Origin of the sequence: Pseudomonas sp. GM84, from assembly GCF_000282535.1 — a bacterium.
In the GTDB taxonomy this organism is placed as follows: Bacteria; Pseudomonadota; Gammaproteobacteria; order Pseudomonadales; family Pseudomonadaceae; genus Aquipseudomonas.
This window is the reverse complement of sequence record NZ_AKJC01000185.1, coordinates 1-13,119: the sequence shown is the minus strand read 5'-3', so window position 1 is coordinate 13,119 and position 13,119 is coordinate 1. Positions and strand designations below refer to the sequence as shown.

11 protein-coding genes are annotated in these 13,119 nt (G+C 63.8%); 3 read left to right on the top strand and 8 right to left on the bottom strand.

The features are described 5' to 3' along the window. Positions 1 to 172 precede the first annotated feature (172 nt). A complete protein-coding gene (locus PMI38_RS15630; protein WP_008095747.1) occupies positions 173 to 919 on the top strand; it encodes an SDR family oxidoreductase in 747 nt (248 codons plus the stop codon). Positions 920 to 929: 10 nt separating this feature from the next. On the opposite strand, the gene PMI38_RS15625 is transcribed toward PMI38_RS15630, so the two are convergent. The 5 genes from PMI38_RS15625 to PMI38_RS15605 form a co-directional block, all read right to left on the bottom strand. Further along, positions 930 to 3,005: a PAS domain-containing protein gene (locus PMI38_RS15625; RefSeq protein ID WP_008095745.1), complete on the bottom strand. Its 2,076-nt coding sequence runs from the start codon at positions 3,003 to 3,005 to the stop codon at positions 930 to 932. Positions 3,006 to 3,071: 66 nt separating this feature from the next. Further along, entirely contained in the window at positions 3,072 to 4,727 is a 1,656-nt protein-coding gene (locus PMI38_RS15620; RefSeq protein WP_008095744.1) for a PAS domain-containing sensor histidine kinase, read from the bottom strand. A 56-nt stretch (positions 4,728 to 4,783) separates the two neighbouring features. Then, a complete protein-coding gene (gene mapR, locus PMI38_RS15615; protein WP_008095742.1) occupies positions 4,784 to 6,193 on the bottom strand; it encodes a GntR family transcriptional regulator MpaR in 1,410 nt (469 codons plus the stop codon). A 40-nt stretch (positions 6,194 to 6,233) separates the two neighbouring features. Continuing rightward, positions 6,234 to 7,619, bottom strand: coding sequence for a cytochrome c oxidase accessory protein CcoG (ccoG, locus tag PMI38_RS15610; protein ID WP_043273734.1), 1,386 nt, complete (start codon positions 7,617 to 7,619; stop codon positions 6,234 to 6,236). Positions 7,620 to 7,741: 122 nt separating this feature from the next. Further along, positions 7,742 to 7,981 (bottom strand): DUF3203 family protein, encoded by a 240-nt coding sequence (locus tag PMI38_RS15605; RefSeq protein WP_008095740.1) that lies wholly within the window; start codon positions 7,979 to 7,981, stop codon positions 7,742 to 7,744. Positions 7,982 to 8,227: 246 nt separating this feature from the next. Between PMI38_RS15605 and PMI38_RS15600 the strand changes: the two genes are divergently transcribed. Further along, positions 8,228 to 8,767 carry an MgtC/SapB family protein gene (locus PMI38_RS15600; RefSeq protein ID WP_008095737.1) on the top strand — a complete coding sequence of 180 codons (540 nt, stop codon included), beginning with the start codon at positions 8,228 to 8,230 and terminating at the stop codon, positions 8,765 to 8,767. Between the two features lie 533 nt (positions 8,768 to 9,300). Here the strand turns inward: PMI38_RS15600 and PMI38_RS15595 are convergent. The 3 genes from PMI38_RS15595 to PMI38_RS15585 form a co-directional block, all read right to left on the bottom strand. Beyond that, entirely contained in the window at positions 9,301 to 10,200 is a 900-nt protein-coding gene (locus PMI38_RS15595; protein ID WP_008095735.1) for a hydroxymethylglutaryl-CoA lyase, read from the bottom strand. 20 nt (positions 10,201 to 10,220) lie between these two features. Then, positions 10,221 to 10,619, bottom strand: a complete 399-nt coding sequence (locus tag PMI38_RS15590; protein WP_008095733.1) for a MerR family transcriptional regulator — start codon at positions 10,617 to 10,619, stop codon at positions 10,221 to 10,223. Positions 10,620 to 10,821: 202 nt separating this feature from the next. Beyond that, a complete protein-coding gene (locus PMI38_RS15585; protein WP_008095730.1) occupies positions 10,822 to 11,700 on the bottom strand; it encodes a helix-turn-helix domain-containing protein in 879 nt (292 codons plus the stop codon). A 130-nt stretch (positions 11,701 to 11,830) separates the two neighbouring features. On the opposite strand from PMI38_RS15585, the gene pobA reads away from it, so the two are divergent. Then, the gene (gene pobA, locus PMI38_RS15580) at positions 11,831 to 13,018 is read left to right on the top strand and encodes a 4-hydroxybenzoate 3-monooxygenase (RefSeq protein ID WP_008095728.1); all 1,188 of its coding nucleotides are present in this window, start codon (positions 11,831 to 11,833) and stop codon (positions 13,016 to 13,018) included. Positions 13,019 to 13,119: the final 101 nt, after the last annotated feature.

The window sequence follows — 13,119 nt, the reverse complement described above, 5'->3', positions numbered from 1 at the left end:
TTGCAACAAATGTAGGAGCGAGCTTGCTCGCGATGCGCCGCGCGGGCGGCGCTCGATCTCAACCTCACCGAAGCCCCCAAGCCGCGCCCCAATCCGCCCCAACCCGATCTATTCCCATGCGATAGGTTTTCCCCTATTGTCGATGCTCCCTTCCCAAACGACCGGCAGTTCCATGGAGAAAGTCATCGTCATCACCGGCGCCAGCCGTGGTATAGGCGCCGCCACCGCCTTAATGGCTGCCCAACAGGGCTATCGCATCTGCATCAACTACCTCACCGACCACCAGGCCGCTGAAAGCCTGCTCGGTCAGGTGCGTTCACTCGGCGCCGAGGCCATCAGCGTGCGCGCCGATGCCAGTGTCGAGGACGAGGTGATCCAGCTGTTCCACCGTGTCGACCAGGAGCTCGGCCCGGTCACCGCGCTGGTCAACAACGCGGGCACCATCGGCCAGCAGAGCCGCGTCGAGGAGATGTCGGAGTTTCGCCTGCTCAAGATGATGAAGACCAACGTCGTCGGCCCGATGCTGTGCGCCAAGCACGCCTTGCTGCGCATGGCCCGCCGGCATGGCGGCCAGGGCGGTGCCATCGTCAACGTGTCGTCGGTCGCCGCGCGGCTGGGCTCGCCCAACGAGTATGTCGACTACGCCGCCTCCAAAGGTGCGCTGGACACCTTCACCGTTGGCCTGGCCAAGGAAGTTGCGGGGGAGGGCGTGCGGGTCAACGGGGTGCGCCCTGGCTACATTCATACCGGTTTTCATGCCCTGTCCGGTGACCCGGACCGGGTGAGCAAGCTGGAAGCCGGCCTGCCCATGGGGCGTGGCGGCCAGCCGGAGGAAGTGGCCGAGGCGATTCTCTGGCTGTTGTCGGAGAAAGCATCCTATTCCACCGGCAGTTTCATCGACCTGGGCGGCGGGCGCTGAGGGTAGCCCCTCAGGGCCGCTCGTCCTCCAGCAACTGGCGAACGCGCTCGGCCAGGGCCGGCAGTTCGAAGGGTTTGGTCAGCACGCTGGTACCTTGCAGCAGTTGCCCGTCGCTGAGCACCGCGCTCTCATCGTAACCGGTGATGAACAGCACCTTGAGGTCGGGATACTGCTGCCGGCAACGTTCGGCCAGCTGGCGGCCATTGAGGCCGCCGGGCAGGCCGATGTCGCTGAGCAGCAGGTCCGGGCGTTCGGCGTGCTGCAGGTAGGCCAGCACGGCGGGGCCGTTCTCGAATGTTTCAACCTGATAACCCAGCTCCTCCAGGACCTCGCCGATCACCAGGCGCAGGGCTGCCTGGTCCTCCACCAGCAGGATGCGCTGGCCGCCTGCAGGTTGATCCTGAAGTGGCAAAGGGGAGGGTTCATCCACGGGCACTTCGGCTTGCGCGTGATGGCGCGGCAGGTAAAGCTCGACCCGGGTGCCGGCGCCCGGGGTCGACAGCAAGCGCAGTTGGCCACCTGACTGGCGCACGAAACCGTAGGTCATGGACAGCCCCAGGCCGGTGCCCTGGCCCATGGGTTTGGTGGAGAAGAAGGGGTCCATCGCCCGCGCCGCCACATCCGCGCTCATGCCGCAGCCATTGTCGACCACGCTCAGGCGCACGTAGTCGCCGCTGGGCAGTTCCAGCAGTCGCGCCGGTTCAGCGGCGAGCGTGATGTTCTCGCCCAGGACATTGATCAGCCCCCCGGCTGGCAGTGCGTCACGGGCATTGATGCAGAGGTTGAGCAGTGCGCTCTCCAATTGCGGCGGGTCGATGAAGGTCGGCCATAACGGTTTGTCGAAGTGGCTACGCAGGGTGATGGCCGGGCCAATGGTGCGGCGCAGCAGGTCTTCCATGCCGATGACCAGCGTGTTGACCTGGGTGGCGCTCGGTTGCAAGGTCTGCTGACGCGAGAAGGCCAGTAGCCGGTGCACCAGCGACGAGGCGCGCTGTGCGCTGCTGCTGGACAGTTCGAGCAACGGCGCCAGTTGGTCATGACGGGCCTGGTCCAAACGCTGGCGCATCAACTCCTGGGCGTTGAGGATGCTGCCCAGCAGGTTGTTGAAATCGTGGGCGATGCCGCCGCTGAGCTGCCCCACGGCTTCCATCTTCTGGGCCTGGCGCAACGCTTGTTCGGCCTTGGCCAGGCGCTGTTGCTCCTTGATCCGCTCGCTGATCTCGTAGGCGAACAGGTAGGCGCCTTGCAGAGTGCCGTCCTGATCACGCAGGGCATTGAAGCGCAGTTCGTAATGGCGTCGGTCATGCTCCGGACCAAAAGCGACCACCTCGGTAAAGCGCTCACCGCCCAGTGCCCGGCGCCACAAGGCCAACGCCTGCTGGCTATCGGCGGGCGCATTGGCCATCAGGGTCGGCATGTGCTCGCCCACTTCCGGCGTGCGCCCGTAGAGGCTGTGGAAGTCCTCCTTGGCCTGGCGGTTGACCGCCAGCCACCGCATGTCGGTATCGATCACATGGACGTTGACCACGGCATGCTCGACCAGCTCGGCGAACAAGCGCCGTTCTGCCAGGGCAGCGTTGACCCGCTGCTCCAGTTCTTCGTTGAGCTGCTGCAGGGCCAGTTCGGCCTTGCGCCGCGCGGTCACGTCCTTGAACAGCACCGCCACCTGGCGGCGCTCGGGCGGCTCGACGCGAAAGGTGGTCACCGACAGCACATGGCCAGTGGCAACCAGCTCTTGCTCGAACTGCAGCGGCTCGCCGGTGCGCAGCACCGCACCGTAGCGCGCCACCCAGACATCGGCTTCTTCGGGCACCATTTCGCGCAGCTTCTGCCCGACCACGTTGGGGATCCCGGCGTGCTTGGCGTAGGCGGCGTTGGCCAGCACGTGCACATAGTCACTGAGCGGGCCGTGGGGGCCGTCGAAGAACTGGATGATGCAGAAGCCTTCGTCCATGGTGTCGAACAGAAAGCGGTAGACGTTCTGGTCCTGGTCCTGATAGCGCGTCAGGCGCGACTCCAGCAGTGCGTTGCGCTGCTGGAGTACTTCGATTTGCTGGCGCAGGGCGAGTAGATCGCGGGATGGCATGCCGACTTCCGACAGAAAACTGACTGGCGTGACTTTAGCCTGTCCGGTCACAGGGTGCATAGCCGGTCACGGCAATGCCCGCAGGTTTTCCAGCAGGCGCTCGACGTGTTGCTTGAGCACGGCCAGTTCGAACGGCTTGTAGAGAATCTCGATGCGCTCGCTCGGCCAGGTCTTGGTCATGCTGGTGCCCTGCCCATAACCGGTAATGAACAGCACCGCGATCTCCTGGGGCATATTCAGGCAAGCGGCTGCCAACTGATTGCCATCCACCCCACCGGGCAGGCCGATATCGGTGATCAGCAAGTCAGGCCGTAGGCCCATGTGCAGTGCCTGCAGGGCCTGCTTGCCATCGGCGAAGGTATGCACTTGGTGCCCGTAGTCTTCGAGTACTTCACCGATCACCAGGCGCAGGGTGTCCTGGTCTTCCACCAGCATGACCCGATGCGGGCCCGTTCGGGTGGCGTTCGATACCGGCTCCAGGCGAACCGCAGGCACGGGCAGGTCTGCGGTTTCCCTGGGCAGGTAGAGGTGGATGCGGGTGCCGTGGCCTTTGCTGCTGATCATCTGCAACTGCCCACCTGACTGGCGTATGAACCCGTACACGATCGACAGCCCCAGCCCGGACCCCTGGCCCATCGGCTTGGTGGTGAAGAACGGTTCGAGGGCACGCTGTGCGACCTGTTCGGACATGCCAGTGCCGTTGTCACTGAGGGTGATCTGCAGGTATTGGCCAGGCGGCACATCAAGTGCACGGGCCTCGTCCGGATCGAGCCGGGTGTTCTCGCAACCTATGCGCAGCGTACCCCCCGAAGGCATGGCGTCGCGGGCATTGAGGCACAGGTTGAGCAGGGCATTTTCCAGTTGCGGCGGATCGACCCGGATCAGCCATTGGCCGGCCAGGGTTTCATCGACGAAGGTGATGTGCGAATCGATCGAGCTGCCGATGAGGTCGCGCATGCCGGCCACCAGTTGCTGCACATCGACGGCTTGCGGCACCAGTTTCTGCTGGCGGGCGAAGGCCAGCAGGCGCTGTACCAGTGTGGCGGCGCGCTGGGTGTTGTGGCGGGCCACTGCCATCAACTGCCGGCTGTCCTGGAGGCGCGTTTCGGACTGCCGTTGCTCGGCCATCTCCAGCGCGGCGAGGATACTGCCCAACAGGTTGTTGAAATCGTGTGCGATGCCGCCGGTCAGTTGCCCGATCGCCTCCATCTTTTGCGACTGACGCAAGGCTTCTTCGGTTTCGCGCAGGCGCTCCTGCTCGATGACACGGTCGGTGATGTCGTAGGCGAACAGGTAGCCGCCCTGGATTTCCTGTTGCGCGTCACGCAGCGGGTTGTAGCGGATTTCGTAGTGGCGCAGCGCGTCGGGTGCGCCCAGCGCGATGATGTCGACGAATGTCTCGCCCGCCAGGATCCTTGGCCAGACCGGCTCCAGCTGGCGCATGATGTCGGGCTGTCGGGAAAGCATCTGCGGAATGTAGTCGCCGACCTCGGGAACGAAGCCGCGATAACGCTTGAAGGTTTCCTGCGCGGTACGGTTGATGGCCAGCAGGCGAAAGCAGCGGTCTGCCGCGAACACGTTGGCCAGGCTGTGATCGACCAGCTCCCCGAGCAGCTTGCTGTTGGCCTGCGCCTGGTCGACGCGTTGTGCGCATTGCGCTTCAAGCTCGGCCACCTTCGCCTGAAGTTCTTCGAGGGTGGGGGTGGGTTGGTCTGTCGGCATGCGGGCGATCCGGTATCGGGTCGCCCAACTATAGTCGCGCTGCAGGCAATGTGCCTTCAGAAGGAGCGGATGATCCGCCCCAGGGTTTCCATGGCGTTTTCCGCCGTCGCATTCCAGGGGCTGCCGTAGTTCAGGCGGATGCAGTTGCCGAAGCGTCGGGTGGGCGAGAAGATCGGCCCCGGGGCGATGCTGATGCCCTGCGCCAAGGCCATGTGAAACAGCTTCAGGGCGTCCATCTGCTCGGGCAATTCAAGCCACAGGAAGTAGCCGCCAGCAGGCTGGCTGACCCGTGTCTGCGCCGGAAAATGCCGGGCGATGGCGGCGAGCATGTTGGCCTGCTGGCCTTCCAGGGCATAGCGCAGCTTGCGCAGGTGGCGGTCATAGCCACCGTGCTGCAGGTAGTCGGCGATGGCCGCCTGGGCCGGCATGGAGGCACACAACGAGGTCATCAGCTTGAGCCGCTCGATCTTCTGTGCAAAGCGCCCGGCCGCCACCCAGCCGATGCGGTAGCCCGGTGCCAGGCTCTTGGAGAACGAGCCGCAGTGCATCACCAGGCCCTGGGTATCGAAGGCCTTGGCTGGCTTGGGCGCCTGCTGGGCGTAGTACAGCTCGGCGTAGACATCGTCCTCGATCAGCGGCACCTGGTGGCGGCTGAGCAGTTCGACCAGCGCCTGTTTCTTCGCCTCGGGCATGCTGGCGCCCACCGGGTTCTGGAAGTTGGTCATGCACCACACGGCCTTGACCGGGTGTTTGTCCAGGGTTTGCGCCAGCACCGCCAGGTCCATGCCTTCGCGCGGATGCACGGGGATTTCCACGGCCTTGAGCTTTAGCCGCTCCAGCACCTGCAGGCAGGCATAGAAGGCCGGTGCCTCGATGGCCACCAGGTCGCCGGGTTCGGTGACCGCCTGCAGGCACAGGTTCAAGGCCTCCAGCGCACCGTTGGTGATCAGCAGTTCTTCCATGGGCAACATCAGCCCGCCGACCATGTAGCGCAGGGCAATCTGCCGGCGCAGTTGCGGGTTGCCCGGCGACAGGTCGGTGACCACCATGCGCGGGTCCATCGCCCGACTGGCACTGGCCAGGGAGCGGGACAGGCGCTGCAGCGGGAACAGTTCGGGGCTGGGGAAGGCCGAGCCGAACGGTACGGTGCTCGGGTCCTTGATCGATTCGAGGATGGAGAACACCAGGGCGCTGACATCCACGTCGGTCGATTCGCTCTGCGGTTCCAGGGCCTGCGGCTCACTGAACGGGCGTGGCGCATGGGCATTGACGAAGTAGCCCGAACGCGGCCGCGCGCGGATCAGCCCGCGGCGTTCGAGCAGGTAGTAGGCCTGGAACACCGTCGACGGGCTGACACCGTGGGTCTGGCTGGCATAGCGCACCGAAGGCACGCGCTGGCCGGGGCCGAGTACCCCGGAGCGGATCAGTTCGGCAATGTCGTCGGCAAAGCGTTCGTAACGTTTCATGGGGGCTCGGCAGGCAAGGTGAACAGATGAGTGTAAGGGATCAGCGATTGATCGGCGCCACGAAGCGGCTATGCGCCACGCTGCGCACCTCGGGTTGGTCGCTGTCCTGGATTTCGAAGGCCAGTTCCTGCGAACTGCTGGCCGGGCGTTCGGCCAGCAGGGCCACCGATACCGGCAGCTCGGCCATTTCTCCGGCGGGAATCACCAGCTCGTTGCGGCCCTGCAGGGCGAAACCGTCGGCATCCAGCAGGCGCAGGTGATACCGCTGGCTGTGCTCGGTCTTGTTGATGACCTTGAGCAGGTAGATGTTCTCGATCTGGCCCTGGGCATTCTCGCGGAACAGGCCACGGTCCTTGATCACGTCCAGCGACACCATCGGGCGCTGCTGCAAGGCCACCACCAAGGCCGCGATCATCACCAGCAGGGCTGCGGCGTAACCCAGCAGGCGCGGGCGCAGCCAGTGGGTCGTGCCGCCTTGCAGGCTGTGCTCGGACTTGTAGCCGATCAGGCCGCTGGGGTAGCCCATTTTGGTCATGACGTTGTCGCACGCATCGATGCAGGCGGCGCAACCGATGCAGGCCATCTGCAGGCCGTCGCGGATGTCGATGCCGGTGGGGCAGACCTGCACGCACAGGGTGCAGTCGATGCAATCGCCCAGGCCTTGCGCACGGGCATCGCTGCCTTTCTTGCGCGGGCCGCGTGCTTCGCCACGGCGTGGGTCGTAGGCCACGGCCAGGGTGTCTTTGTCGAACATCACGCTCTGGAAGCGCGCGTATGGGCACATGTGCAGGCACACCGCTTCGCGCAGCCAGCCGGCGTTGAGGTAGGTGGCGGCGGTGAAGAACAGCACCCAGAACAGCGCCACGCCCTCCAGTTGCAGGGTGAACAGTTCCTGGGCCAGCGGGCGGATCGGGGTGAAGTAGCCGACGAAGGTCAGCCCGGTGAGCACGCCGATAGCCAGCCACATACCATGCTTGAGCGTGCGGCGGGCGAGCTTGCCAAGGGTCCAGGGCGCGGCGGCGAGCTTGATGCGCTGGTTGCGGTCTCCCTCGGTGACCTTTTCGCACCACATGAACAGCCAGGTCCACACGCTTTGCGGGCAGCTGTAGCCGCACCAGACCCGGCCGGCATACACGGTGATGGCGAACAGGCCGAAGGCGGCGATGATCAGCAGGGCAGAAAGGAGGATGAAGTCCTGGGGCCAGAAGGTGGCGCCGAAGATGTGGAATTTGCTGCTGGCCAAATCCCACAGCACCGCCTGGCGGCCGTTCCAGTCGAGCCAGGCAGTGCCGAAGAACAGCACGAACAGCACCCCGGCGAAGCCAATGCGCAGGTTGCGGTACAGCCCGGTGAAGCTGCGGGTATGGATGCCGCTGGCGCTGGGGCGCTTGGCAGCGATCTGGATGACGTCGATTTTCTCGTACATGGCTACGGTGCTCATCAGGCCTCGATCAGGCCTGAGCACTATGGCCCCGTAGCTGTTTTCAGCACAGGCTCAGGTTGTGCGATAAAAACCGTATCAGATGGCTGCCGATCGCGTCCGAGGCCTTATATCACCGAGCCTGGAACGCTGGCCTTCAGGTGCCTGCGGCTATCCACCGCACCTGCAACAGTCAGTGCATCGGCTTCGGCTTCGGTGATCGGAACACGTTGGCCGGCCAGCAGCGCCACCGACATGTGCATCTGCTCATCGGTCACGATCTCGATGTCCGGGCCTTCGCCTTCGATACGCAGGTCTTCGCCGATGAGTGTGCAGCGGCGGGTGCTTTCTTCGATTTCGACTGGCATGGGGTGGTCCTCCGGGGTGCGGTTACCAGTTGTGACCGCTGGGGTGGACGGGTTGCTGCATTGGTCCGCTGGGCGGGCACTTTGTTTGTGCTTGGCAGGTCAACCCTCTGAGGTCCTTTCGCGGGACAAGCCCGCTCCCACAGGATCTGCACTGGGTTCAAAGACGGTGGGGTACGTGTGGGAGCGGGCTTGTCCCGCGAAAGGGCCGGCATCGACACTGCATGGCTTATGCATGGGAGATATTCAATGGACCCCATCTGGCAAACCATCCAGGCAGAATTCGCCGATATCACCGACGAAGCTGAAGTCACCCGCATCCTCCTGCGCCTGCTGATGGCGGCGGTGCTCGGCGCCGTGCTGGGCTTCGAGCGCGAAAGCAAGGGCAAGGCCGCCGGCGTGCGCACCCACATGCTGGTGTCCATGGGCGCGGCGCTGTTCGTGTTGGCCCCGAGCATGGCCGGCGCCGACGAGCAGGCACTGAGCCGGGTGGTCCAGGGGATCGTCGCCGGTATCGGTTTTCTGGGTGCGGGTACGATTCTCAAAGGCAATGGCCAGGACGCCAGCCATGTCAAAGGCCTGACCACGGCGGCCGGGCTGTGGATGACGGCTGCCATCGGCACGGCTGCAGGCATGGGGCGCGAAGCCACGGCGCTGATCAGCACCGTGATGGCGTTGCTGGTGCTGGCGACGATGCCGTTGGTGGTGGACAAGATCGAGGGAGAAGGCGAAGCGAAACGCAAGGAAGGGGAGGAGACGAAGGAAGAGGAGGGGGGCAGGAAGCACTGAGGGGAGCCGAAGCTCCCCTCTCAAAGCGTTGTTGCCTGCTCTTTTCTTATTATTGAAGACTGGCCATTTGTTGTTTTTGTTAGCCTGCCTTGATGTCGCGAGCGACCCCCATGCGGGGTCAAGAGCAAACGTATTTTTTTGAGCGCTGACCTGCTTTCATCGTGAAGATCCGATCCTGACTGCCGCTACCTTGAGGTAGTTTTATTGTTCTGTGTCAGATCGCGGGGCGAACCCCTGAAAAGCGTGTCGACTCCAAAAAAATCTGCTTGCTACGCCTCTGCCGTGTTGTTCTTGTTATGTCAGAGCCGTTATCTGTTGTTTTTATTGGGTATCGCATTTTTGTTGTTGTTGTACCAAACATATAGCAGGTGCCGTGCCAACTTTTGAAAACCCTTTAAAATCAATGGCTTGAAGAAAATCATCAAAAGCGACTGGCCTGAAATTCTGTCGATTTGTTTCCCTGTTACCCGATTTTTTGCTGAATTGCGTGGGGCGGTAACACTCCGCCCACACCCTTGTGACAATCGTGTGAATCACTGGGCACTGCGCGCCCGTGCCACCCGCGAGCCATTGGCCCGGCCCAGCACCTGGCTGATGCGTTGCCCGGCGGCGATCAGTCGGTCGAGGTCGATACCGGTTTCGATGCCCAGCCCCTGCAACAGGTACAGCACGTCTTCGCTGGCGATGTTGCCCGTGGCGCCCTTGGCGTATGGGCAGCCGCCGAGGCCGGCCACCGAGCTGTCGAACACACTGATGCCTTCGAGCAGGCTGGCGTACACATTGGCCAGGGCCTGACCGTAGGTGTCGTGGAAGTGTCCGGCCAACTGTTCCCGTGGCACCACGGCCGAGACCATCTCGAACAGGCGTCGGGTATCGCCCGCAGTGCCGGTGCCGATGGTGTCGCCCAGCGACACCTCGTAGCAGCCCATGTCATGCAGGGCCTTGGCCACCGGGGCGACCTGCGCGGCGCTGACCTTGCCTTCATAGGGGCAACCGAGCACGCAGGACACGTAACCGCGCACCCGCACACCGTGGCTGCGCGCGGCGTCCATGATCGGTTCGAAACGGCTCAGGCTTTCGCTGATCGAGCAATTGATGTTGCGCTGGGAAAAGGCCTCGGAGGCCGCGGCGAACACCGCCACTTCCTTCACCCCGGCCGCCAGGGCGTCCTCGAAGCCGCGCAGGTTGGGGGCCAGGGCGGCATAGGTGACGCCCGGGCGCTGCTCGATGGCGGCGAACACTTCGGCGGACCCCGCCATCTGCGGTACCCACTTGGGCGAGACGAAACTGCCCACCTCGATATAGCCCAGCCCGGCCGCGCTGAGGTCGTCGACCAGGCGCACCTTGTCGGCGACGCTGATGGGTTGGGCTTCGTTCTGCAGGCCGTCGCGGGGGCCGACTTCGACCAGGCGGACTTTTTCGGGCAAGGACATGGCGGGGTTCCTGTGGCAGGTCAACGGTTGTCGTTATTGTTCAAGGTGGCGGCCAGGGCCTGTTCGCAACGCTCCTGGGCGGTGTCCAGTTCCAGTTGCATCTGGTGGATGTCGAGCATCTGCTGTTCCAGCTGGGCGCGTCGCTCGGCGATTTTCCCCAGCATGCTGTTGAGCTGCTTGAGGTTGCCGCTGCTGGGGTCGTAGAGCTCGATCAGTTCGCGGCATTCGGCCAGCGAAAAACCGATGCGCTTGCCGCGCAGGATGAGCTTCAGGCTGACCTTGTCGCGGGCCGTATAGATGCGCTCCAGACCACGGCGCTCGGGGCTGAGCAGGCCCTGTTCCTCATAGAAGCGGATGGCACGGGTGGTGATGTCCAGTTCGCGGGACAGGTCGGAAATGCTGTAGGTCTGGCTGCTCATGCTAGGGCTCGGCGTGGGGTATGCCGGTATCCTGAGGGCAGGTTGACGTATACGTCAAGCAGGGCTGTGGAGGTGTGTCGGTTTTGCGGGCCTCTTCGCGGGACAAGCCCGCTCCCACAAGTACTCCACTGCTCTTGAAGACAAGTTTGTACCTGTGGGAGCGGGCTTGTCCCGCGAAGAGGCCAGTACAGACAAAAGCAGGTCAGCCAGGCTGCACCGCCCGCCGATACCCATTGGGCGTCTGCCCACTCAACCGCTTGAAGAACCGCGCAAAGTAAGTCGGGTCACTAAACCCCAGGCTATCCGACAGCTGCCCAATGCTCATCCGCGTGTAGACCAGATTGCGCCGCGCCTCCAGCAGCAGCCTTTGGTGCACTACCTGCAGCGCGCTCTGCCCGCACAACGCCCGGCACAGCTGATTGAGCTGCAGGCTCGGAACCTTCAAGCGTGCGGCAAAATCCTCCACCGACAAATGCTCGCGATAGTGCGCCTCCACCAGGCGCAGGTATTGCCCCAGCAACTGCCGGTCACGTTCATCGCGGTTGCGCGGCGCCTGGCCCTGTTGCTGGCAGCGGCTGATCCATACCAGCAGTGCCGTCACCAGGGCTTCGAGCAAGGCCGCCCGCCCCGGGGCGTTGCCCTGGTACTCCTGCTGCAGGGTATCGATCAGGCTGCGCAGGCGCACACGGTCCTTGCCCAACGGGTAGCACGCCGCCTGGGTCAGCACCCCCAGCGGCGTACCCAGGCGTTGTTCCAGGTCGGCCACCAGGGCTGTGCCGAAGGTCAGTACGTGCCCCTGGATATCGGCGCTGAAGCGAAAGCCATGCACCGTCAGCGGTGGCACCACCTGGATCGCCGCCTCGCCGATGGCGCTGCGCACACCCTCGATCTCCACCTCGGCCCGGCCGCGCTGCACATACAGCAGCTGGAACAGCTCGGCGTGCTGGTGCGGCTTGATCTCCCAATGGTGCAGGCGGCTGCGCGCCGGGATCGATTCGCAATGCAGCAGGTCGGTGCCAGGCCAGGCCTGGTTTTCGCCGTAGAGCTGGAACAATGGGACGCCGGGGAGGGTGGATTGCATGGGTGGGTGCCTGTCCGTTAATCGAACGTTTTTTGTAAAAGTGCAGTATTTCCATGGAATTGCACACTTATTTGGCGGCTGATGCCCGTAAAAATGCAAGTGCATACCCAAACAATACGAGACAACAACAATGAAGACTCAGGTAGCAATCATCGGCGCTGGCCCGTCTGGCCTGCTGCTGGGCCAGCTGCTGCACAAGGCCGGCATCGATACCGTCATCCTCGAACGCCAGACCCCTGACTACGTGCTCGGCCGCATCCGCGCCGGGGTGCTCGAGCAGGGAACCGTCGACCTGTTGCGCGAAGCGGGCGTCGCCGAGCGCATGGACCGTGAAGGGCTGGTGCATGACGGCGTCGAGCTGCTGGTCGGTGGTCGTCGCCAGCGTCTGGACCTCAAAGGGTTGACCGGCGGCAAGACGGTGATGGTCTATGGCCAGACCGAAGTCACCCGCGATCTGATGGAAGCCCGTTCGGCCAGCGGCGCGCCAATCCTGTATTCAGTCAGTAATGTCCAGCTCCATGAACTCAAGGGCCAGCGGCCCTACGTGACCTTCGACCACGATGGCCAGCAGCGGCGCCTGGACTGCGACTACATCGCCGGCTGCGACGGCTTCCACGGGGTCTCCCGGCAAAGCATCCCGGAGGGTGTGCTCAAGCACTACGAGCGGGTGTATCCCTTCGGCTGGCTAGGCATGTTGTCAGACACCCCGCCGGTCAACCATGAGCTGATCTACGCCCACCATGAGCGTGGCTTCGTGCTGTGCAGCCAGCGTTCGCTGACGCGCAGCCGCTACTACCTGCAAGTGCCGCTGCAGGAGCGCGTCGAGGACTGGTCCGACCAGCGTTTCTGGAACGAGCTCAAGGCCCGCCTGCCGGACGATGTGGCGGCGCGCCTGGTGACTGGCCCGGCCCTGGAGAAGAGCATCGCGCCGTTGCGCAGCCTGGTGGTCGAGCCCATGCAGTACGGCCATCTGTTCCTGGTTGGCGACGCCGCGCATATCGTCCCGCCAACCGGTGCCAAAGGCCTCAACCTGGCGGCCTCGGATGTGAATTACCTGTACCGCATCCTGGTCAAGGTCTATCGCGAGGGGCGTACCGACCTGCTGCAGCAGTACTCGCCGCTGGCGCTGCGCCGGGTGTGGAAGGGCGAGCGCTTCAGCTGGTTCATGACCCAGCTGCTGCATGATTTTGGCGAGCACAAGGATGCCTGGGACCAGAAGATGCAGGAGGCGGACCGCGAGTATTTCCTGTCATCGACGGCGGGGTTGGTGAACATTGCCGAGAACTATGTGGGCTTGCCGTTCGAAGAAGTAGCCTGACATCCACTGTGGGAGCAACTGTCTTGCTCAATTTTTGAAAGTTGATGCGATTCCTGTGGGAGCGGGCTTGTCCCGCGAACACCGGCGAAGCCGGTGCCATG

Bases quoted from the DNA above. Each gene is read 5' to 3' on its own strand.
- PMI38_RS15630 (WP_008095747.1), top strand. From the start codon at position 173: ATGGAGAAAGTCATCGTCATCACCGGCGCCAGCCGTGGTATAGGCGCC.
- PMI38_RS15625 (WP_008095745.1), bottom strand. From the start codon at position 3,005: ATGCCATCCCGCGATCTACTCGCCCTGCGCCAGCAAATCGAAGTACTC.
- PMI38_RS15620 (WP_008095744.1), bottom strand. From the start codon at position 4,727: ATGCCGACAGACCAACCCACCCCCACCCTCGAAGAACTTCAGGCGAAG.
- mapR (WP_008095742.1), bottom strand. From the start codon at position 6,193: ATGAAACGTTACGAACGCTTTGCCGACGACATTGCCGAACTGATCCGC.
- ccoG (WP_043273734.1), bottom strand. From the start codon at position 7,619: ATGTACGAGAAAATCGACGTCATCCAGATCGCTGCCAAGCGCCCCAGC.
- PMI38_RS15605 (WP_008095740.1), bottom strand. From the start codon at position 7,981: ATGCCAGTCGAAATCGAAGAAAGCACCCGCCGCTGCACACTCATCGGC.
- PMI38_RS15600 (WP_008095737.1), top strand. From the start codon at position 8,228: ATGGACCCCATCTGGCAAACCATCCAGGCAGAATTCGCCGATATCACC.
- PMI38_RS15595 (WP_008095735.1), bottom strand. From the start codon at position 10,200: ATGTCCTTGCCCGAAAAAGTCCGCCTGGTCGAAGTCGGCCCCCGCGAC.
- PMI38_RS15590 (WP_008095733.1), bottom strand. From the start codon at position 10,619: ATGAGCAGCCAGACCTACAGCATTTCCGACCTGTCCCGCGAACTGGAC.
- PMI38_RS15585 (WP_008095730.1), bottom strand. From the start codon at position 11,700: ATGCAATCCACCCTCCCCGGCGTCCCATTGTTCCAGCTCTACGGCGAA.
- pobA (WP_008095728.1), top strand. From the start codon at position 11,831: ATGAAGACTCAGGTAGCAATCATCGGCGCTGGCCCGTCTGGCCTGCTG.